Origin of the sequence: Micromonospora sp. WMMD1120, from assembly GCF_029626235.1 — a bacterium.
Taxonomy (GTDB): Bacteria; Actinomycetota; Actinomycetes; order Mycobacteriales; family Micromonosporaceae; genus Micromonospora.
The window spans coordinates 5,291,918-5,311,858 of sequence record NZ_JARUBO010000005.1; the positions used below are offsets into that span (position 1 = coordinate 5,291,918).

Annotated in this window: 24 protein-coding genes and 1 pseudogene; 16 read left to right on the forward strand and 9 right to left on the reverse strand. The window is 74.6% G+C overall.

Annotated features, from left to right (window positions below; all coding sequences use genetic code 11):
• Nucleotides 1-133 precede the first annotated feature (133 nt).
• Both O7634_RS24290 and O7634_RS24295 read right to left on the reverse strand, forming a co-directional pair.
• Nucleotides 134-1,084 carry a DUF3500 domain-containing protein gene (locus O7634_RS24290; RefSeq protein ID WP_278152439.1) on the reverse strand — a complete coding sequence of 317 codons (951 nt, stop codon included), beginning with the start codon at nucleotides 1,082-1,084 and terminating at the stop codon, nucleotides 134-136.
• Nucleotides 1,085-1,287: 203 nt separating this feature from the next.
• On the reverse strand, nucleotides 1,288-1,680 hold the full coding sequence (locus O7634_RS24295) for an ankyrin repeat domain-containing protein (protein ID WP_278152440.1): 393 nt from the start codon (nucleotides 1,678-1,680) through the stop codon (nucleotides 1,288-1,290).
• 59 nt (nucleotides 1,681-1,739) lie between these two features.
• Here O7634_RS24295 and O7634_RS24300 point away from each other — a divergent pair, with 59 nt between their 5' ends.
• From O7634_RS24300 to O7634_RS24350, 11 genes and pseudogenes are all read left to right on the forward strand, one after another.
• Nucleotides 1,740-2,117, forward strand: coding sequence for a signal peptidase I (locus O7634_RS24300; protein ID WP_278152441.1), 378 nt, complete (start codon nucleotides 1,740-1,742; stop codon nucleotides 2,115-2,117).
• 139 nt (nucleotides 2,118-2,256) lie between these two features.
• On the forward strand, nucleotides 2,257-2,811 hold the full coding sequence (locus O7634_RS24305) for a DsbA family oxidoreductase (protein ID WP_278154062.1): 555 nt from the start codon (nucleotides 2,257-2,259) through the stop codon (nucleotides 2,809-2,811).
• A 109-nt stretch (nucleotides 2,812-2,920) separates the two neighbouring features.
• Nucleotides 2,921-3,376, forward strand: coding sequence for a cysteine dioxygenase family protein (locus tag O7634_RS24310; protein ID WP_278152442.1), 456 nt, complete (start codon nucleotides 2,921-2,923; stop codon nucleotides 3,374-3,376).
• Nucleotides 3,377-3,421: 45 nt separating this feature from the next.
• Nucleotides 3,422-3,910, forward strand: a complete 489-nt coding sequence (locus O7634_RS24315; RefSeq protein WP_278152443.1) for a rhodanese-like domain-containing protein — start codon at nucleotides 3,422-3,424, stop codon at nucleotides 3,908-3,910.
• Nucleotides 3,911-4,048: 138 nt separating this feature from the next.
• On the forward strand, nucleotides 4,049-4,597 hold the full coding sequence (locus O7634_RS24320) for a winged helix-turn-helix domain-containing protein (protein WP_278152444.1): 549 nt from the start codon (nucleotides 4,049-4,051) through the stop codon (nucleotides 4,595-4,597).
• Nucleotides 4,598-4,844: 247 nt separating this feature from the next.
• Nucleotides 4,845-5,451: pseudogene (locus tag O7634_RS24325) on the forward strand (winged helix-turn-helix domain-containing protein).
• Nucleotides 5,452-5,530: 79 nt separating this feature from the next.
• Nucleotides 5,531-6,193: a uridine kinase gene (locus O7634_RS24330; protein ID WP_278152445.1), complete on the forward strand. Its 663-nt coding sequence runs from the start codon at nucleotides 5,531-5,533 to the stop codon at nucleotides 6,191-6,193.
• A 163-nt stretch (nucleotides 6,194-6,356) separates the two neighbouring features.
• Nucleotides 6,357-6,755: a TraR/DksA C4-type zinc finger protein gene (locus O7634_RS24335; RefSeq protein ID WP_278152446.1), complete on the forward strand. Its 399-nt coding sequence runs from the start codon at nucleotides 6,357-6,359 to the stop codon at nucleotides 6,753-6,755.
• Nucleotides 6,756-6,803: 48 nt separating this feature from the next.
• Nucleotides 6,804-7,676 carry a DUF72 domain-containing protein gene (locus O7634_RS24340; RefSeq protein ID WP_278152447.1) on the forward strand — a complete coding sequence of 291 codons (873 nt, stop codon included), beginning with the start codon at nucleotides 6,804-6,806 and terminating at the stop codon, nucleotides 7,674-7,676.
• Nucleotides 7,677-7,787: 111 nt separating this feature from the next.
• Nucleotides 7,788-7,973, forward strand: a complete 186-nt coding sequence (locus tag O7634_RS24345; protein ID WP_278152448.1) for a hypothetical protein — start codon at nucleotides 7,788-7,790, stop codon at nucleotides 7,971-7,973.
• Entirely contained in the window at nucleotides 7,966-8,394 is a 429-nt protein-coding gene (locus O7634_RS24350; protein ID WP_278152449.1) for a DUF2267 domain-containing protein, read from the forward strand. The genes O7634_RS24345 and O7634_RS24350 overlap by 8 nt, the downstream gene beginning before the upstream one ends.
• A gap of 42 nt (nucleotides 8,395-8,436) precedes the next feature.
• On the opposite strand, the gene O7634_RS24355 is transcribed toward O7634_RS24350, so the two are convergent.
• Nucleotides 8,437-9,207 carry a DUF72 domain-containing protein gene (locus O7634_RS24355; RefSeq protein WP_278152450.1) on the reverse strand — a complete coding sequence of 257 codons (771 nt, stop codon included), beginning with the start codon at nucleotides 9,205-9,207 and terminating at the stop codon, nucleotides 8,437-8,439.
• Nucleotides 9,208-9,365: 158 nt separating this feature from the next.
• On the opposite strand from O7634_RS24355, the gene O7634_RS24360 reads away from it, so the two are divergent.
• Together O7634_RS24360 and O7634_RS24365 are read left to right on the forward strand one after the other, a co-directional pair.
• Complete coding sequence (locus O7634_RS24360) at nucleotides 9,366-9,671, forward strand: hypothetical protein (RefSeq protein ID WP_139587876.1); 306 nt, start codon at nucleotides 9,366-9,368, stop codon at nucleotides 9,669-9,671.
• Nucleotides 9,672-9,680: 9 nt separating this feature from the next.
• The gene (locus tag O7634_RS24365; protein ID WP_278152451.1) at nucleotides 9,681-10,955 is read left to right on the forward strand and encodes a cupin domain-containing protein; all 1,275 of its coding nucleotides are present in this window, start codon (nucleotides 9,681-9,683) and stop codon (nucleotides 10,953-10,955) included.
• Nucleotides 10,956-11,084: 129 nt separating this feature from the next.
• Here the strand turns inward: O7634_RS24365 and O7634_RS24370 are convergent, their stop codons facing one another.
• The 5 genes from O7634_RS24370 to O7634_RS24390 all read right to left on the reverse strand — a co-directional run bounded on the left by O7634_RS24370 (nucleotide 11,085) and on the right by O7634_RS24390 (nucleotide 16,366).
• Nucleotides 11,085-11,747, reverse strand: coding sequence for a hypothetical protein (locus tag O7634_RS24370; protein WP_278152452.1), 663 nt, complete (start codon nucleotides 11,745-11,747; stop codon nucleotides 11,085-11,087).
• Nucleotides 11,744-14,419: an FtsK/SpoIIIE domain-containing protein gene (locus O7634_RS24375; protein ID WP_278152453.1), complete on the reverse strand. Its 2,676-nt coding sequence runs from the start codon at nucleotides 14,417-14,419 to the stop codon at nucleotides 11,744-11,746. The genes O7634_RS24370 and O7634_RS24375 overlap by 4 nt, the downstream gene beginning before the upstream one ends.
• Nucleotides 14,412-15,554: a hypothetical protein gene (locus O7634_RS24380; RefSeq protein WP_278152454.1), complete on the reverse strand. Its 1,143-nt coding sequence runs from the start codon at nucleotides 15,552-15,554 to the stop codon at nucleotides 14,412-14,414. The genes O7634_RS24375 and O7634_RS24380 overlap by 8 nt, the downstream gene beginning before the upstream one ends.
• Nucleotides 15,555-15,560: 6 nt before the next feature.
• A complete protein-coding gene (locus O7634_RS24385; protein WP_130400840.1) occupies nucleotides 15,561-15,821 on the reverse strand; it encodes a hypothetical protein in 261 nt (86 codons plus the stop codon).
• A gap of 152 nt (nucleotides 15,822-15,973) precedes the next feature.
• Nucleotides 15,974-16,366, reverse strand: a complete 393-nt coding sequence (locus O7634_RS24390) for a hypothetical protein (protein WP_278152455.1) — start codon at nucleotides 16,364-16,366, stop codon at nucleotides 15,974-15,976.
• Nucleotides 16,367-16,494: 128 nt separating this feature from the next.
• Between O7634_RS24390 and O7634_RS24395 the strand changes: the two genes are divergently transcribed.
• Genes O7634_RS24395 through O7634_RS24405 form a run of 3 tightly spaced genes read left to right on the forward strand, consistent with a single transcriptional unit; the run spans nucleotide 16,495 to nucleotide 19,597 of the window.
• On the forward strand, nucleotides 16,495-19,053 hold the full coding sequence (locus O7634_RS24395) for an ATP-dependent Clp protease ATP-binding subunit (RefSeq protein ID WP_278152456.1): 2,559 nt from the start codon (nucleotides 16,495-16,497) through the stop codon (nucleotides 19,051-19,053).
• The gene (locus O7634_RS24400; protein WP_278152457.1) at nucleotides 19,050-19,247 is read left to right on the forward strand and encodes a hypothetical protein; all 198 of its coding nucleotides are present in this window, start codon (nucleotides 19,050-19,052) and stop codon (nucleotides 19,245-19,247) included. Before O7634_RS24395 ends, O7634_RS24400 begins: the two co-directional genes overlap by 4 nt.
• Nucleotides 19,247-19,597, forward strand: a complete 351-nt coding sequence (locus O7634_RS24405) for a DUF3140 domain-containing protein (protein WP_278152458.1) — start codon at nucleotides 19,247-19,249, stop codon at nucleotides 19,595-19,597. Before O7634_RS24400 ends, O7634_RS24405 begins: the two co-directional genes overlap by 1 nt.
• A 55-nt stretch (nucleotides 19,598-19,652) precedes the next feature.
• Here the strand turns inward: O7634_RS24405 and O7634_RS24410 are convergent, their stop codons facing one another.
• Nucleotides 19,653-19,898 (reverse strand): hypothetical protein, encoded by a 246-nt coding sequence (locus O7634_RS24410; protein WP_278152459.1) that lies wholly within the window; start codon nucleotides 19,896-19,898, stop codon nucleotides 19,653-19,655.
• Nucleotides 19,899-19,941 lie beyond the last annotated feature (43 nt).

Below are 19,941 nucleotides of genomic sequence, written 5' to 3' on the forward strand. Positions count from 1 at the left end.
CCGGGCCGGGGCCGGGGCTGGGCCGGGGCTGGGCCGGGGCCGGGCTGGGCCGGGCTGGGCCGGGGCTGGGCCGGGCCGGGGCCGGGTCGGGGTCGGGGTCGGGGTCGGGGTCGGGACCGGGACCGGGGTGGGGTCAGTGGGGGTGGGCTTGGTGGTGGGTTGCCAGGATGTCCGCGCCGAAATCGCTGGCCGGGCGGCGCAGCACCGTGTGCGCGTGGTTGCCGTCGGCGCTCGTGTTGTCGTACTCGATCAAGAGGTCGTCGCTCTGGACCCGGTAGTAGTGCCGGGTGCCGGGCTCGGTGGGCCCGGCCCAGGCGAAGTGCAGCTCGCCGGCGCGCAGCCGGGTCGCCTCCCGGATGGCCAGCTCCGGCGGCAGCCGGTCGAGGTAGAGGGCGACCACCTGGTCGAGCAGTGCGCGGCCGGTGGGTCCGAGTCGGCCCGACGGTACGCCCAGCGGCTCCAGCGGTGCGTCGACCCGTCCACGGGTGGCGCTGATGATGTCCGTCGGTGCCTCGTCGGCGACGATCGCGGCGGCCCGTTCGGCCGGTCCGAGGGCGTCGAGCAGGGCGCGGGCCAGGTCCTCCTCGACGCCGAGAGGGCGGGAGACGGGGCGGCCGGCGTACCGGACGGCGGCGGGGTTGGCACCGAAGAAGATCGGCGCGGGGGAGACCTGGTCGTCCACGACGGTCATGGTCACCGACAGGTGGTGCCCTTCGAGCCGCCAGGCCCAGCGGTCGTCGCGCGCCGGGTCGCCGAACACGGCCACCCAGTAGTCGGCGCTGTGCCGTCCGCGCCGCCACCCCTCGGCCCGGTCCAGCACCTCCTCCAGCGCGATGATCGTCATCGCCTGCGCGTACGCCGGAGGGCTGAGCGCGGTGGCCAGCAGCCGGTGTGCGGCCTTGCGACCGGCGACGTCCAGTTCGGCCAGGCAGACGCCGGGTCGGGGTCGGGGCCGGTACTCCAGCCAGCGACGGGACGCCTCGTCGTCGAACGGGTACCTGGCGCTGTCGCCTGCGGCGGGACCGATCGCGGCCAGCAGCGCGGTGGCCGCGGCCCGCATCTGCTCCGGCAGAGGATCTTCCACCGACCCTGTATACCGGCCCGCGCCGGCTGGCGTCAGCCGACGCGCAGCGGTTCCGGTAGGCGGCTGGCGCGGGCCGGCGCGCGGCAGCGTGCCTCCCCGGCGTCAGCCAGCAGGTCACGGGCCTCCCCGGCGTCAGCCGGCACGTCACGGGCCGGCCACTCCCCGTCTTGAGCCGGCACGGCACGGGCCTCCCACCCCCGGCGTCAGCCGGCGCGCAACAGCTCCGCCATCTCCGGGAGGTCGAAGAACCGGGCCGTCTCCACCGCGGACGGGTTGCCGTACGCCGGGTCCGCGCCGGCGGCGAGGAGCGCGCGGACGGCCTCGGTGCTGCTGCGGAACACCGCGGCTGCCAACGCGGTCTGACCCCGGTCGTTGGTCCGGGTGTGGTCGGCGCCCCGCTTGAGCAGGGCGGCCACCGTGTCCGGATGGGCGTGGTACGCGGCCAGGATGAGCAGTGTGTCGCCCTTGTCGTTGGTGAGGTTGACCGGCAACCCGGCGTCGAGTTGCGCGGCCAGCTCCTGCGTGGCGCCGGCGCGGGCCAGGTCGAACATCCGGTGCGCGAACGCCAGCGTCTCGGCGTCGAGGTCGTTGGTCACCGGTCCAGGCTAGGGCCAGCCCTGGTAGGTTGCTCGGCCGGCGCGCTGGGGAGGGTCCGATGGGTGAGACGGTGTACGTGGGCAACGCGGGTGTCGACGGTGCCACGAACGCCGGTTGGCTGCTCGGGCACTTCGCGCCACCGGGGGAGCTGCGGCACAGCACCGACGTGGAGGTGAAGTGGGGCGTGCACCCGCCCGGCGAGGCCCGGTCCCGGTGGGCGACCGGGGAGGTGCGCACCACCCTGCTCGTCCTTGTCGAGGGGTGCTTTCGGGTCGAGCTGCCGGACCGGACGGTGCGGCTGGCCGCGCCGGGTGACTACGTGGTGTGGGGCCGTGGCGTCGACCACTCCTGGTTCGCCGAGCGCGCGTCGGTGGTGCTGACCGTGCGCTGGCCGTCGCTGCCCGGCTACCGGGTGAACCCGCCCGTGCTGCGCTGATCCGACGCCCCCCGGCCCTCACCCCGTTGATCATGAAGTTATGGCCACTCACGTCGGCGTGTCGTGACGACAACTTCATGATCAACGGGGTGAGGGTGTCTCGTGTCGGCGACGGCACCTCTCCGCCAGGATCGCGCGCATCCGCACGCTTGGTGAGGCAGAGGGCTTGGCGCTCAACCCGCACCTGGCGCGGCCCGTGAACACGTTCGATGCCCACCGGCTGTGTCACCTCGCCGCCGACCACGGTGTCGCCGACACCATGGTGGAACGCCTGCTCCACGCCTACCACACCGAGGGTCTCGACATCGCCGAGCCGCAGACCCTCGAACGGCTGGGCAACGCGGCCGGGCTCGACCCGGGCGACGTACGCACCCTGCTCGGCGGGAACGAGTACGCCGAGCGGGTGCGAGCCGATGAACGCCGGGCCGCGGAGTACGGCGTGACAGGCGTTCCGTCGCTGGTGATCGGAGGCCAACCCCCGGTATCCGGTGTCCAGACCCCCGATGAGCTACACCGGTTGCTCAACAACGCTTGGCCGCACTGGACTCCACCGCGCCGCCCGCCACGATCGCCGCCCGCCGCCCGCCGCCCGCCGCCCGCCGCCCCGCCCGCCGCCGCCCCGCCCGCCACACCGATCGCCGCGCCGCCCGCCGCGATGGCGGACGACAGTGGTGACCAGCCGCCCATCAGGTAGAGCGGACGTCGCGACCCGCGTCCCACCAGGCGGAATTACCTACTAAACCGATAGGCTTTGCCGGCTAGAGTACGGAGGCACCCCGCCGAACGACCCGCGAGGAACCGCCATGACGCACCACCGTCCGGAGCCCGACCTGCTCGCCGTTGCCGCCCGGTGGGCCGGTCCGGTCGGCTGGCCGGTCGCGTTGCGCTTCGATCCCACCGAGCGGTGGTACGCCCGCCTCGCCGTCACCGACGAGCACGAGGTGTGGGCGCTGAGCTGGCTGCCCGGGCAGGGCACCGACCTGCACGACCACGGTGGCTCCTCGGGCGCGTTCCGGGTGGTCAGCGGCGCGCTCACCGAGGAGACGGTCAGCGCCGGCGGGCTTAGCCCGCGACTGTTGACCCCTGGCGCGGGTCGTCGCTTCGGCCCCCGGCACGTCCACCAGGTGACCAACCGGGGCGCCGATCCGGCGGTCAGCGTGCACGTCTACCGGCCGGCGCTGGTGCGAATGACCCGCTACCACCTTGTGTACGGGCGGCTGCGGGTCGCCGAGGTCGCCGAGGCCGGTCGGTCCTGGTAGCCGCGGGTGAACCCGATCATCCCCTGTCATCGGAAGGAACCGAGCATGCAGACAACCGCCGAGCACTGTCCCGTTCCCGTACCGCCGCCGGGTTCCCGGGGTGTCGACGAGATCCTGGCCGCCGCGCGGGCCCGACTCGACCGGCTCGATCCGGAGCGCGCGCATGTGGCGTACCGGACGGGGGCGTTGCTCGTCGACATCCGTCCGGCCGCGCAGCGGGCCGCGCACGGCGTGGTGCCGGGCTCGCTGGTCGTCGAGCGCAACGTCCTGGAGTGGCGGTTCGACCCGCGCTGCCCCGCCCGACTGCCGCAGGCGGTCGACTACGACGTGCCCGTGGTGGTCCTCTGCCAGGAGGGCTACACCTCGTCGCTGGCCGCCGCGGCCCTCCAGGACGTCGGCCTGCGCCGGGCCACCGACGTGGTCGGCGGGTTCGCCGCCTGGCGGATCGCCGGTCTGCCCGCCCTCGGCCCGACCCCGCTGCACCATCGCCCACCCCTCGCGTCCCCGGTCAACGCCGGGTGGGCGCGCCGTTGACCGCACCCGCCGCGCCCGCCGCGCCGCTGACCGCCGCGCCGCTGACCGCCGCGCCGTACCCGGCGCGCCGCACCCCTCGCGCCGCTGACCGCCGCGCCGCACCCGGCGTGGCTGGCGTACCGCTACCCAGGAGGCACCATGTCCGTCGTCGCCATCCCCACCCGCCGCCACCCGGGCGTGCGCCCGGCCCGTCCGCGCACCGGACCGACCCTCACCATCACCGTCGACCTCACCCCGGGGCCGCTGAGCCCTCGGCTGGCCCGGCTGGTGCAGCTGCTCGGTGAACTCGCCGAGTCCGGTGAGGGGCAACCGCGCGCCCTCGACGACGTCGCGCCGGCACCGCGACCGGCGTTGGGCCCCGTCGCCGCCGCGCCGGCCGACGCGGCGGACCACGTCCGCATCCTGACCGGCTCGCGCACGGTCCGCCGGGGCGACCGGGTCGTCGCGCTGACCCGCATCGAGTACGAGCTGCTGCTGTTCCTGGCCGAGCGGCCCCGCCGGGTCTTCACGCGCCTGCAACTGCTGTCCAGCGTCTGGGGGTACGAGCACGCGGTGGCCCGTACCGTCGACGTGCATGTGCGCCGGCTGCGCGCGAAGTTGGCCGGATCGGAGCTGGTCACCACCGTCTACGGGGTGGGTTACCGGCTGGCCGACGACGCCCCGATCATCGTGGAGCACGGCGGCTGACCCTGGTCCGGCGGCGGGGCAGGCGCACTGGTGAACCGGGCGGGCACCCCCGTAACGGGGCATCTCGACGACTCTGCTGTAATCATCTGACCTCGTACGCAGAGCGAGCAGCCGGCTCCGATGTGTTCGTCAATTGTCACATTCATGCAACGCAGCCGCCTCTTGACCCTCGTCCAGGTGCCGGGAAGCATCGATGCAGCGGCGTCCCGGGCCGTGGGGACATACCCGGACCAGCCCAAGGAGGACCATGTCGGTCAGCCCCGCCTCGTCGCGCGCCGGATGGCATACGTCCCAACCCGCGGTGCCCGGCCGGCCGCCCGGCGGTCAGCGTCGCCCGGCGAACACCCCCGCGCCCGTGCTCACCGTGACGCTGTCCATCCCGCTGGCCTGTGAGGAGTCGCTGACCCCGGCGGCACGTCGACTGCTGGAGGCCGCCCGCGAGATGCTGGAGCGGGGTGAAGGAGTGATCATCGGTTCGGCCCCGCCCGAACGTCGCCCCGACCCCGCGCCCGCCAGTCGGTCACCGGCCCCGCGCGCTCAGCCCGACCATCCCCGCGCTGCACATCCTCGCGTCGTCGCGCTCGGTGTTGCGCGACGACGAGCCGTTGCCGTTGACCCGGCTGGAGTTCGACCTGCTGTTGCACCTGGTGGCCCATCCGCGCCGGGTGTTCACCCGGCTGCAACTGCTCAACGCGGTCTGGGGCTACGAGCACGCCGGCGTCCGTACCGTGGACGTGCACGTGCGCCGGCTGCGCGGCAAGGTCGGCGTGGACGTTCCGCTGGTCACCACCGTCTACGGGGTGGGCTACCGGCTCGCCGACGACGCCCGGGTCACCATCGACCGCAGCGGCTGACCCGGCGACCGCGCGACCGCACCGGCTGACCGGCTGACCGGCGTTCGCCACCCACCCGGCGCGAGGCAGGATGGTCGGCGTGCGCATTCGCCCCATCTCGCCCGACCTGCTCGTCACCGAGCTGGCCGGCCGGCTGGCCGACGCGGCGATCCGCGCCGCGACCGACGCCGCCGGTCCCGCGCGGCTGCGCGTGGCGGTGGACGGCGCACCCGCCGCCGGCGTCGACGAGCTGGCCGCCGCGCTCGTCGACCCGCTGCGCGCCCGGGGTCGCCCGGTCCTGCACGTGCGCGCCGCCGACTTCCTGCGCCCCGCGTCGCTCCGCTTCGAGCTGGGGCGTACCAACCCGGACTCCTTCTACGAGGGCTGGGTCGACGAGGCCGGGCTGCGCCGGGAGGTGCTCGAGCCGGCCGGGCCGGGCGGCACCGGTCGACTGCTTCCGTCCCTCTGGGACACCGCTGTCGACCGGGCCAGCCGGGCCGGCTACGTCGACCTGGCGCCCGGCGGGGTGGTCCTGGTCAGCGGCCCGCTGCTGCTCGGCGGCGCTCTGCCCTTCGACGTCACCGTCCACCTGGAGCTGTCCCCGGCGGCGCTGCGCCGGCGCACCGAGGCCGCCCAGGAGTGGACGCTGCCGGCCTTCGACAGGTACGCCGAGGAGGTCGTCCCGGCGAGCTTCGCCGATGTGGTGGTGCGGGCCGACGATCCCCGCCGACCCGCGCTCGTCGAGCCGTTCGCAGACGCCTGACCAGCCGTGGGAATTCGTCGGTTTGCCCGGCCGGCTCGACGGGTACTCGCCCGGCTCACAGAGCGCGGGTGATCGCCCGCGTACCGAATGCGACCGTGACCGGGGCCCCGCGCCGCCGGCACCCGGTTCACCGTGAGCCACTGGCTTAGGAAGGCAGGCAGCGATGCTCGTCCACGACACGGTCGGTTCGACCCGTTCCCAGGCGGAGATCGACCAGATCCGACAATCCCTCCAGGCGCGCTACGACGAGCTGACCGCGGAGTACGACCAGGCCGTGCTCCAGAGCCAGGTGCTGCGGCTGGTGGAGGTCGGCGACACCGCCGGCGACGACCAGGCCGACAGCGGCACCAAGACGGCCGAGCGGGACACCGCCCAGTCGCTGCTGCGCACCATCCTCGACCGTCGCGCCCAGTACGAGCACGCGCTCGGCCGGCTGGAGGAGGGCACCTACGGCTGGTGCGAGGGTTGCTCGGCGGCGATCCCGGTGGAGCGGTTGGAGATCTTCCCGTCCGCCACCACGTGCGTGACGTGCAAGCAGACCCGCGAGCGGCGGGCGGCCTGAGCGACGCCAGCGGTTGCCGGTCGGGCCGGGGCGCGGTGGACTGCACCCATGGGTGACATCCTCGTGGGCACCGCGTCCTGGACCGACCGGACACTGCTGGACTCGGGCTGGTACCCGCAGACCGCGGACACCCCGGAGAAGCGGCTGGCGTACTACGCCCGGCAGTTCCCGCTGGTCGAGGTGGACGCCACCTACTACTCGCCGCCGGCCGAGGCGACCGCCCGGCTGTGGGTCGAGCGCACCCCTGCCCACTTCACCTTCAACATCAAGGCGTTCAGCCTGCTGACCGGGCACCCGACCCGGGTGAGCGCGCTCTACAAGGACCTCCGCCCGGAGACCGACAAGAAGAACGTCTACCCCGACGACCTGCCCGCGCAGTCGTACGAGGAGGTGTGGACGCGCTTCCTGTCCGCGCTGGACCCGCTGGTCGAGGCGGGCAAGCTGGGCGCGCTGCTGTTCCAGTTCCCGCCCTGGTTCACCATCAAGCGGGCCAACAAGCAGTACCTGCTGGAGGTGGCCAGGCGCTGCGCGCCGCTGCGCCCGGTCTTCGAGTTCCGGCACGCCTCCTGGTTCGACGGCGACAACGCCGACGAGACGCTCGCGTTCCTGCGTGAGCACGCACTGCCGTACGTCTGCGTGGACATGCCGCAGGGCCACCGCTCGTCGCTGCCCCCGGTGCTGGCCGCCACCGCGGACCTCGCGGTGATGCGCTTCCACGGGCACAGCGACAAGTGGACCAGCAAGGACATCCACGAGAAGTTCGGCTACCACTACTCCAAGCGGGAGTTGGCCGACTGGGCGCCGAAGCTGCGCGAGCTGGCCGACGAGGCCGGCCAGACCCACGTCCTGATGAACAACTGCTACCGCGACTACGCGCAGACCAACGCGGCGACGCTCGCCGGCCTCCTCGACGCGAACTGACCTCACCCGATCGGGGTGAGGCCGGCTCACCCGACGCGCCGGCACCGTGGACGCGATGGGCTCGGCCTCCCGGACGGTGGCCGACGCCGGACACGACTCGGAGGTGACGGGATGGCGGTTCGAGTGGTGACGGATCGACGGCGCGGTGCCGTGCTGCACGTGGTCGGCGCCGCCGACAACGCCCGGCGGGTTCCGCAGGGCAGCCCGGTGCGGGCTCGCCGCGGCCCGGTCGGACCGCCGCGCCGGGCCGACGAGCGACGGTGGGACAGCACGGAACGGGGGTCGACCGATGGCTGACGCGATGCTTACCGCGTTCGAGTCCTCTCTGGACAAGACGAACCTCATCCTCAAGGACATCGAGGCCGCCTACGGGTGGCCCAAGGAGCGGCGCAACCAGTCGTACGCGGCCCTGCGCACGGTGCTGCACCTGCTGCGCGACCGGCTGGCGGTGGACGAGAGCGTCGAGTTCGCCCAGCAGTTGCCGGTGCTGGTGCGGGGGATCTACTTCGACGGCTGGGTGCCGTCGGACGTGCCGATCAAGCTCAACCGGGACGACTTCCTCTACGAGGTCCGGCAGGGCTTCCCGTATGACGCCGAGGGCGGCGCGGAGCGGGTGACGCAGGTGGTGCTGGACACCCTGCGCCGGCACGTCACCCAGGGCGAGTGGCAGGACGTGAAGGCCACCATGCCCAAGGATCTCGCCGTGTTGCTGCCCTGACGGGAACCTCGCCGAGCCCGTCCGACCACCGGTCGGGCGGGCTCAGCCGTCGGCGGGGAGCGGGTCGGGCACCCGCGACACCGGGTGCCCGGCCCGTCGGGCCAGCGCCGCGAACGCGACCGCGTCCACGATGGCGGCGCCGCCCGGGTCGTTGTTGAAGTAGACGTACGCCGGCTCGTCCGGGCCGAAGGCGTCGGTCAGTCGGCTGACCCAGGACCGCAGGGCGGTGCGCCCGTAGCGTGGCCAGGGTCGCGCGCGCCCCTCGTGCAACCGCAGGTAGCCGAAGTCGGTGGTGCGCCAGCGCGGAGCGACCGGCCGGCCCAGCCGGTCCGCCCACACCAGCGCCGCCCGGCGTCGTTCCAGCACCGCCCGGGTGGCGTCGGTCCACCAGGACGGGTGCCGCGGCTCGACCGCGACCCGCACCTCGGCCGGGAACAGCCGCAGCGTCGCGTCCAGCGCGTCGACGTCCGCGCGGAGATTCGGCGGTAGTTGCACGAGCACCGGACCGAGCCGGTCGCCGAGCGCCGTCGCGCGGTCGAGGAACCGGGCCACCGGCTCGGCCGGGTCGCGCAGGCGCTTGATGTGGGTCAGGTAGCGGCTCATCTTCACCGCCACGCAGAAGTCCGCCGGGGTGCGCGCCCGCCAGGCGGCGAAGGTGTCCCGCTCGGGCAGCCGGTAGAAGGCGTTGTTGACCTCGACGGTGGCGAACCCGGCCGCGAAGTGCTCCAACCAGAGCCGCTGCGGCAGCCGGTCGGGATAGAAGCGGCCCCGCCAGTCCCGGTACTGCCAGCCGGACGTGCCCACCAGGATCACCGGCCCATCCTGGCACTCTCCGCCGCCGCGCGCGAACCGACCGTGTCGTCACGATTCGCCGTCTACGGTGAGGGTTAGAGAAGATCGCGCGTGGGGTACCACCCGCTGCACGACGGACCCCGGCGGATGGCGGGGGCGGCTCACCCGAGGGAGTACCGATGGCACTCAACGACGACGACATGCAGACCACCGGGGGCGGCGGCCTGGAGGGCCCGGCCGACGGCGGCGCGACCCCCGGCCACCAGGACGGTGGCGCCGACGGCGGTGCCGAGGGCCCGGCCGACGGTGGTGCCACGCCGGGTCAGCAGGACGGTGGCGCCGACGGCGGCGCGGAGGGTCCGGCCGACGGTGGTGCCACGCCGGGTCAGCAGGACGGTGGCGCGGACGGCGGCGCGGAGGGTCCGGCCGACGGTGGCGCCACGCCGGGTCAGCAGGACGGTGGCGCCGACGGCAGCGCCCGGTAGCGGCACGCCATGACGCACCTCGACCCGCCGGGCGGCGACCACCGCCCGGCGGTTTCGTCAGCGGCGGCGACCGCGGCCCTGGCCCGCTGCGTCGCCGTCGAACCGGCCAAGTTCGCCGCCGCGCACTGGGGGCACACCCCGCTGCTGTCACGCGCCGCCGACCTGCCCGACCCGGCCGGCTTCACCGACCTGCTCAGTCCCGCCGACGCCGACGAGTTGCTGAGCCGGCGCGGTCTGCGTACCCCGTTCCTGCGGGTCGCCAAGGACGGCCAGTTGGTCGCCGCGGCGCGCTGGACCGGCGGCGGCGGCGCGGGCGCCGAGATCGGCGACCAGGTGCTCGACGAGCGGGTCCTGGAGCAGTACGCGTCCGGCGCGACGCTGGTGTTGCAGGGTCTGCACCGGATCTGGCCGCCGCTTGTCGACTTCGCCCGCGACCTGGGCCTGGCGCTGAACCAGCCACTTCAGGTCAACGCCTACCTGACGCCGGCCGGCAGTCAGGGCTTCGCCACCCACTACGACACCCACGACGTGTTCGTGCTCCAGGTCGACGGCCGCAAACACTGGCGCATCCACCCGCCGGTGCTGCCCGACCCGTTGGAGAAGCAACCGTGGGGTGGCCGCGCCGACGAGGTCGGCGCGACCGCGCAGGGTCCGGCCGCCCTGGACGTGGTGCTCGCCCCCGGCGACGCCCTCTACCTGCCGCGGGGCTGGCTGCACAGCGCCCAGGCCCAGGACGCCAGCTCGCTGCACCTGACGGTGGGCATCCGGGCGCTCACCCGCTACGCCCTGGTCGAGGAGTTGCTGGCGTTGGCCGCCGAGGACCAGCGGCTACGGGCCAGCCTGCCGTTCGGCACCGACGTCGCCGACCCGGACGCCATCGAGCCGGAGCTGACCGAGACGGTGGAGGCGCTGCGGGACTGGCTGCTGCGCGCCGACCCGGGCGCTGTCGCCGCTCGGCTGCGCCAGCGGGCCTGGCCGGCCGCCCGCCCGGCGCCGATCCGACCGCTGGCCCAGGCCGACGCGCTGGCCACCCTGGACGCCGACACCCGGGTCACCCTGCGGCCCGGCCTGCGTTGGCAGCTCGTACCGCACGCGGACGGCCAGGTGGCGCTGCGGCTGTTCGACCGAACGATCACCCTGCCGGCCGGCTGTGGGCGGGCGGCCCGCGCGCTGCTCAGTGGCGCTGTCACCCGGGTCGGTGACCTGCCCGGCCTGCCCGACGACGCCGACCGGGTCACCCTGACCCGCCGGCTGCTGCGCGAGGCCGTCCTGGTCCCGGCCTAACACCCCACCCGCCCCGCCCCGCCCCATGAGCCAGCGCGATCTTGCAGTTTCTGTTGCCGATGAGTCCGCTTTTGCGGCTTATGTCGCCGCAGAAACTGCAAGATCGCCGGGGTCGGTGCCGGGGCCGGTTCAGCGGCCTAGCACGAGTAGCAGGACCGTCGTGACCACCCCGGCGCCGAGGACCACGGTGATCGGCCGGGGGCCGAGCAGCGCGTGCCGGCGGTCCGCCAGCACCCGGGCCGGTGCCAGGCCGACGAACGGCCCGAGCAGGGTCACCACCAGGGCCAGCACCGGCATGCCGACGGCCAGGTCCCCGCCGTACCCGACGCCGAGCGCGCGGGCGCCGGCCCCCAGCGCGTACGCCAGCACGGCCCCGCCCACCCCGTAGAGCACCAGCAGCGGGTTGACCGAACCGGGCAGCTCGCCCGGTTGGCCGGCCCGGTCGAGCAGGTCACGGGCCCTGGCGAGCAGCGGCACCGGGTCGGTGGCCCCGGTGCCGTTGGCGGGTGCGGGTGGCCCGCCGAGTCGGCGTGCGCCCAGCCGCGAACGCACCTGCTGCCACAGGTGCGCCACCTCGGCGTCGACCCGTTCCTGCTGCTCACGGGCGGCGACGAGCTCCTCCTCGGCGGCCTGGAGCTGGTCGGCCGCCTCGGCGACGGCCCGCTCGGCCGCCGCGCACTGCCGCTCGTGCCAGGTGTACGCCTCGGCGCGCTGTTCGCGGACCCGGGCGGTCAGGTCGGCCAGCCGGCGCAGTTGCGCCGCGTACGTCTCGCTGGTCACCGGTTCGTTCATCGCGACGGTCCATAAGGGATGATCACCTGTCCGGTGCGGTGCACCGCCCGGTCGAAGAAGAGCCCCCGCCAGGGGCGGGGGTACCAGTCCGGGCCCCCGGTGCCGGGGTAGAGCGACGCGCCCAACTCGCCGCCGTGCGTGTCCAGGGCCACCCACGCGCCGATCTGGTCGGTGCGGGCGGCCGGCCCACCCAGGTCGGCGCGCATCCGGGCGACGCCCCGCCACCAGGCCAGCACGTGCGTGCGTCGCTCCGGCCCGTCGTGCAGGATGCGGCGCAGCTGCTCCAGCCCGGTCCGCCGGCCGGCGCGGGCGGCCAGCGCCCCGGCCGCCGCGTCGACGGCGAACAGCAGCAGGTAGTGCGGGGTGCTCGGGCCGCCCAGCCCGTCCGCTGTCTCGGCCATCAGCTCGCCCACCGTCTCCTCGTCGTACCAGGCGGCGTCGTCGGCCAGGTCCTCGTAGAGGGCGCGGGCGATCGGGTCCGCGTCCGGGTCGAGGCAGGCGATGGAGAACCGGGCGGTGCCCGGCGGGTGCTGGCGGGCCAGCGACCGGGCCGCCGCGTCCAGCACCGCGCACGCCTCGTCCACCCGGGTGCCCAGCACCGCGAGGTTGCGCCCCGGGGCCCGGGGCAGGCGCAGCGCCGCCGAGCGGGACTGCACGTCGATGATCTCGCCGAGCAGCGCCACCGGGTTACGCGGCACCCCGCCGTCGGGCGGCGCGGCGAGCGCCCGGAAGTCCGGGGCCTCGGCCAGCCGGGGGATGGCGTCGCCGTCGAACAGCCGGGCCGGGGCCGCGTCCGGCGGGCGCATCCGCCACAGCCGGTGCTGCAACCCGCTCCACGTCTCCCAGTCGCTGGCGGACGGGATGCGGGCGACCTCGTTGCCCTCGACCATGCCCGACTCGGCGTTGACCACCGCGTGCCAGCGCGGCAGCGACTGCGCCGCGTCGTTGCGCTCGGCCAGGATGCGCAGCGCCTTGGGCAGCGCGATGCGCAGGGTGAACTGGGCGACCAGCGCCGGGCGACCCCACAGCGCCTCGATGCCCCGTACGTCCTGCGAGGCGAGCACCAGGTGGATGCCCTGGGACCGGCCGCGCCGGGCCAGGTCCTCCAGCAGGTCGGCCGACTCGCGGGCGACGACGTCCCGGCCGGCCAGCAGCATCTGGAACTCGTCGACGACGGCGACGATGCGGGGCCAGTGCCCGGTCGGGTCGACGGCCCGCAGCTCGGCCAGCTTGGTCACCTCGTGCTTCTTGGCGGCGTCCGCGCGTCGGCGCAGCTCCTCGGCGAGGAAGCGCAGCAACGCCAGCCCGAACTCCCGGTCGGTGTTGACGTTGATGCCGACCAGGCGCATGTGCGGCAGCCAGCTCGGGTCCCGCCGGCCCTGCGCGAACCGGGCGAAGGACACCCCCTCCTTGAAGTCGAGCAGGTAGAACTCCAGCTCCGAGGGGGAGTAGCGGGAGGCCAGCGCGCCGATCCACGCGAAGATCAGGTTGGTCTTGCCGGTGCCGGACGGCCCGCCGATCAGCGCGTGCGGGGGGTAGTCGCCGAGCGTCAGCCGTACCGGCCGGCCGTGCGGCCCCTCGCCGATCGGGGCGGTCAGCCCGTCGGCGGAGCTCTCCCGCCACATCAGGTCCGGCGGCGGCAGCAGGTCGGTGAACGGGGTCGGCGGCGGGCCCGCGTTCACCCGGGCCGCGACGTCCCGGCAGGTCTCGGTGACGAGCGTCGCCGGTGGCGGCGGGTCCAGCCGGACCGGCAGCCCGGCCGACCCGCCGATCCGCGCGCCGGACGCCCCGGCCACCACCCGGGTCACCGTCGGGTCGTCCGGCACCGGCACACCGTGCACCACCAGGTGTACGCCGCAGGCCGCGCCGGTGCGCACCACCCGGTCGAGTTGCCCCCGCTCGTGCCGGTTCAGCTCCTCGCCGCCGAGCAGCACCGCCACCCGCCACGGCTCCGGGCGTCGGCCGGTCGCGCCCGCCAGCTCGCGCAGTGACGCGTACTCACCGGCGAGCACCGTCTCGTTGATCCGGCGGATCTGCTCCACCAGGTCGTCGAGCAGCGGGCCCAGCCCTCCCGGCCCGACGAAGGTCAACAGCCCGGCCGTGCCCAGTGGGGCGAACCCGGCGAGGCCGCCGCCGAGCTGGTCCGGGTCGTACCCGATCAGGCGTACCGCCCCGGGGTCGGCGCGGCCGACGGCCCGCAGCAGCAGCGCGGACACCACCGCGTCGCAGCCCGCGCGGTCGTCTCCGGAGAGGTGGACGTGCCCGGCGTCGAGCAGCGGCACCAGCGCGGGGACCGGATCGACGCCGTCGAGGTGGACCGTGCCGACCCGCAGCGCGCCGGGCGCCTCCGCCCGCCGGGCGGGCGTCGGCGTCCACCCCGGCCAGTCGGCGCCCGCGCAGCCCGGCGCCTCCCGACCGGCCGCGTCGGCCGCGCGCCGGGCCAGCTCGGCGATGCGGGTGGAGTAGCGGGCGTCGATCTCGGCGATTCGGCGGTCGCGCTGGGCGCCCACCCGCTCCGGTACGGCGGCGGCCGCCCTCGACACCCGGGCGAGCCGGTCCCGCCCGGCGGTCAGGTCGGCCTGGGCGGCGGACAGGCGGGTACGGGTGGCGCCCAACGCCTCGGCGAGGGTGTCCCGGACCCGGGTGGCGAGCTGACCACGCCGGTCAGCCATCGGAGCCCCGACGCGTCGGCGCGTCCCGCCAGGGGCTGCCCGATCGGGGCGGCAGCCCACCGGAGGGCTGCCCACCGGCGGTGTCCGAGCGGGTGCCCGCACCGCCGCCACCAGGTCGTCCCGCCGCCGGTTGGCGGTGCCCCGAAGGCTGCCCGCCCGATCGGCCCGCCCCGGTCGACCGCGGGGCACCGCTGGCCGGGGCGGCACCCGGTGTGCGTCGCGCGTCCGTCGGTTGGCCCGTGGCTGTCGGCTGGACCGGCTCCGCCGACGGGTCCGCGGCCGTCGGTCGACCCGTGCCGTTCGCGGGCAGGTTCCGGCCGACGCGGGCGAGCAGCAGCGCGGTCGCCACACCGGCGGCCACCGCGGAGTCGGCGGCGTGCGGCGGCTCGCCGGAGGCGCGCGGCGGCGGCATCCGGCAGATCCGGGTCAGCAGTGTCTCCAGCACCGGCGGCGGCAGGCCGGGCAGCAGGTCGCGGACGCGCCCGTCCAGCTCCCCCCGCAGCCGCCCGAGGTCGGCGGCGCGCGGCGGGTGCCCCAGCAGCTCACCGGCGAGCTCGCGCAGCAGCGGCGGGGTCAGCGCCGCCATGCCCAACCCGACGTCGGCCGGGGCCCGGCGCAGCTCGGCGCGCAGCCGGTCCCGGTCGCCGGAGCGGACGCCACCCACCACCCGGCGCAGCAGCTCGGCGGAGTCGTTCAGTCGCTCGTCCGGGTCGTCGTCGGCGACCTCGCGCCCGCCGGTCAGCTCGGCCACCCGCACCGACCACCAGCGGCGCATCCGCACCTGCTCGGTCGGTTCCGGCGGCACCGCGGTCGGGGCGGCCTCCGGTGGCGTGTCGTGTCGCGGGGCGCGCTGCTCCGGGCGGGGCGCCGGGGCGCCGTCGGCGGCGAGCCCGATCGCGGCGAGGTACGCCGACAGCTGTTCCTGGGCCACCCGCAACGCGTAGCCGGCGCTCTCGGCGTGTTCGGTGGCGGCGGACAGCTCGGGCACGCCCATCGGGTTGGCCGACTCCTGCCGCACCCAGCGCAGGCGCTCGGTGGCCAGGCCGAACTTCTCCAGCGCCTGCGCGAGCAGGGCCAGCGGGAACTCCTCGGTGGCGGCGCGGACCTGCCCGCCGACGTCTTCGATGATGGACACGGTCGCCTACAGCGTCGCGACGTAGAGCTGCGCCTGCTCGACGGCGACGAGTGTCGCGGCGAGGCATTCCTCCAGCTCCTGGCTGGCCTGGGTGAGCGACGCCTGGGCCGCCTCGACCGTCTCGTGCCCGCTGCCCTCCAGCGCCCCGGCCAGGGTCTGCTGCGCCTCGGACAGTTTCTCGCCGGCCGCCTGCACGGCTGTCTGCCCGTCCCCGATCTGTTGCAGGGCGACATCGATGGCAGCCTTCAGCTCGGCGACGCTGGCCACGGCGGAACCTCCTGGGGGCGGGGAGATCTCCATTACAGCCTATCGGTGGGCCGGAAAGAACATCCGCCCTGGCGGTGTTCCTGCCCGCCTGTCCGGTAGGCCCTCGGAAGTGCCGGGAGTCCGATCTGTGGGAGTCCCGGTGCGAGAATTTCTCAGTTGCTCGTCGGGGGATCGCGCAGCCACTTCGGGCCGTACACCTCGGCGCCCAGCGCGGTGACCCGCCCGCGCAACTCCCGGTCGGCGGTGACCACCAGTCGACGACGCCGCGGCGCCGCCCGCACCAGCTCGACCACCGCGTCGTCGCCGGAGCCGGCGGCGGAGACCACCCGGACGCCCTCGGTGCCCGGCACGTCCCGCGCGGCGCCCTCCACCACCAGGACCACCTCCACCGGCGCGGGCAGCCGGGCCGGCAACCCGACGGTCGCCACCGGGGCGAGCGAGTCGCGCAGCCGGGCCGCCGCCCCGGCGCGGTCCCGCCACCACCCGTTCGGGCGGGAGCCCACCACGTTGGCACCGTCCACGATCAGCAGCGGGGTCTCATCCATCCCGTCAGCCTGCCACCATCGGCCGGCCCGGGTCGGACGCCACTCCCGCGCCACCCCTGCGGCGTTTGTCGGGCCGCGCGTCGGGTAGCCCCTGCCGACCGTGCCGAGCCCTACCGCGGAGGACAGACATGATGGGACCCGGTGACATCGGCTCCGACCCGTGGGACGAATTCCTGGCCCGGTACTTCGGCCGGGGCGAGGGAGGGCGCCGACCACCGCACCGGGTCGACATCACCCGACTGATGACCGCCGACGCCCGGGAGATGCTGGCCGACGCGGCCCGGCGCGCCGCGCAGCGGCAGAGCAGCGACCTGGACACCGACCACCTGCTCTGGGCGGCGCTGCAACGTGAACCGCTGCGGGACCTGGTCCGCCGGGCGGGCGCCGACCCGGACACCCTGCTCAACGCGCTCGGAGGCAGGGGCGACGGCGCGCCGCGCGGGGAGGTGCCGCCCAACCTGTCGCTCACCCCCGCCGCCAAGCGGGCGCTGCTCGACGCGCACCAACTGTCCCGGGCGATGGGGGCCAACTACATCGGCCCCGAGCACATCCTGATGGCGTTGCCGCTCAACCCGGAGTCGCCGGCCGGGCGGATGCTCGCCGCCGGTCGCATCCAGCCCGAGTCGTTGCAGGCCGCCAACGCCGAGCGCGGGCCGATGAACGGACCGAAGCCGGACCGGGGCACCCCCACCCTGGACCAGTACGGTCAGGACCTCACCGACCTGGCCCGCAACGACCAGATCGACCCGGTGATCGGACGCGCCGACGAGATCGAGCAGGCCGTCGAGATCCTGTCCCGGCGGACCAAGAACAACCCGGTGCTGATTGGCGAGGCCGGTGTCGGCAAGACCGCCATCGTCGAAGGGCTGGCCGAGCGGATCTGCGACGGTGACGTGCCGCAGACCCTGCTCGGCAAGCGGGTCGTGCAGCTCGACCTGGCCGGCCTGGTCGCCGGCACCCGCTACCGGGGTGACTTCGAGGAGCGGTTGAAGAAGGTGATCGACGAGATCCGGGCGCACCGGGACGAGCTGATCATCTTCCTGGACGAGATCCACACCCTGGTCGGCGCCGGTGGCGCCGGCAGCGAGGGCGGGATGGACGCGTCCAACATGCTCAAGCCCGCCCTGGCCCGGGGCGAGCTGCGGGTGATCGGCGCGACGACGCTCGACGAGTACCGCAAGAGCATCGAGAAGGACGCCGCGCTCGCCCGGCGCTTCCAACCGGTGCTGGTGCCCGAGCCGAGCATCGACGACACCATCGCCATCCTGCGCGGCCTGCGCGACCGGTACGAGGCGCACCACCAGGTGCGTTTCACCGACGAGGCGCTGGTCACCGCCGCCGAGCTGTCCGACCGGTACGTCACCGACCGGTTCCTGCCGGACAAGGCCATCGACCTGATCGACCAGGCCGGCGCCCGGGTGCGGCTGCGCACCCGTACGCCCGCCTCGGACGTGCGGGAGTTGGAGCAGGAACTCGACGACGTACGCCGGGACAAGGAGCAGGCGGTCACCGACGAGCAGTACGAGCGGGCGTCCGCGCTGCGCGACCGGATCGCCGAGCTGGAGGCCGACATCCGGCGCGCCAACGGCGAGGACGGTATGTCCGCCTCGCAGGTGCCCGAGGTGGGCCCACAGGAGATCGCCGAGGTCGTCTCCCGGGCCACCGGCATCCCGGTCAGCCAGCTCACCGAGGAGGAGCGCGACCGGCTGCTGCGCCTGGAGGGGCACCTGCACCAGAAGGTGGTCGGTCAGGACGACGCGGTCACCGCCGTCGCCGAGGCCGTCCGCCGCTCCCGCGCCGGGCTCGCCGACCCGGATCGGCCGATGGGCAGTTTCCTGTTCCTCGGCCCGACCGGCGTCGGCAAGACCGAGCTGGCGCGCGCCCTGGCCGAGGCGCTGTTCGGCGAGGCCGACCGGATGGTCCGGGTGGACATGAGCGAGTTCCAGGAGCGACACACGGTGAGCCGGCTCGTCGGCGCGCCTCCCGGGTACGTCGGCTACGAGGAGGCCGGCCAGCTCACCGAGGCGGTACGCCGCCGCCCGTACGCGGTGGTGCTGCTCGACGAGATCGAGAAGGCCCACCCGGACGTGTTCAACATCCTGCTGCAGGTCCTCGACGACGGGCGGCTGACCGACAGCCAGGGGCGGACGGTGAACTTCAAGAACACCGTCCTGATCATGACGAGCAACCTCGGCTCCGAGCTGATCACCGGGACCCAGCGGGCGGTCGGGTTCGGCACCGGCGAGCCGGGCAGCGAGCAGGAGAACGACGAGCTGCGCGAACGGCTGATGCGTCGCCTCCAGGAGAACTTCCGACCGGAGTTCCTCAACCGCATCGACGAGGTCATCATCTTCCGCCGGCTGGAGGCCGAGCAACTGCGCGACATCACCGCGCTGCTGCTGGAGGAGACCCGCCGCCGGATGCACGCCCAGGACCTCCAGGTGGAGTTCACCACCGCCGGCATCGACTGGCTCGCCGAGCACGGCTACCAACCCGAGTTCGGCGCCCGCCCGCTGCGCCGGGTGATCCAGCGGGAGGTGGACAACCACCTGTCCCGGATGCTGCTGGAGTCGGCGATCTCACCCGGGCAGAAGGTCACGGTGGACGTCCGTGACGGCGCCCTCACGTTCGACGTCACGGCGGGCGAGCGGGGCTACAGCGCCGCCACGACAACCCACCCGCGATGAGCGGGCCGGCGCGGGGAGACGACCACGACGAGTCGCACGAGGACGCGGACGCCGCGAAGCCCCGCGACGAGGACGACCACCCGGACCCGATCCTGGCGCCCCCGACCGCGAACCCACGGCGGACGCGGGTGCCCGCCGAGGGGCTGCATCCGAAGACCGACAAGGACGACCCGGAGACGCGAGAGGAGACGTGATGGTACGCGACACGCGGCTCGACCCCGAGGTGGAGGTGCTCTGGGAGGACTTCCACGCCGAGGTCAACGTCCCGTCGGAGCAGCTGCGCACCTGGCTGCTCACCCGGGGGTCGGGGGAGGACTCGTTCAGTCCGAACCCGGACCTGGACCTGCCCCAACCGGGCCGGGAGATCCTCAAGGTGCTGAAGAAGCGCAAGGTCGACCTCACCCCGGAGGACATCGAGGTGATGCGGGAGGCGGTCGAGCGGATCCGCGAGCTGATGGACGCCAAGCCGCGGCGCGGCAACGCCGACGACGAGTGGCGGCACTCGCTGCTCGACCTCGGACACGATCCGCTCGTGGAACGCTGAACGCGGCCGGACAAGACGGCGCCGACCCGGTACCGGGCCGGCGCCGTCGGCGCGCCTACTGGCCCTGGTCGGACTCCAGGCTGCCGATGGTCAGCCCCGCCGCGTCGGCGGCGGCGTCCCGGTCGCCCCGGGTCTGCTCCTCACGGGTGAGCAGGTTGGCGTACTCGGCCACGTCCGCCGGGTCGGGCACCGCCGGCAGGCGGCGCAGGAACGCCTCCACGGCACGGGTGGCGGCGGTGTGCGCGGAGGCCGCCTGACGCAGCAGCTCACGGTCGTCGGCGGGCGGGTAGAGGTCGGTCATGTCCGCCAGATACCCGGCAGGCGGCCGTTCGCACCCCGCCGAC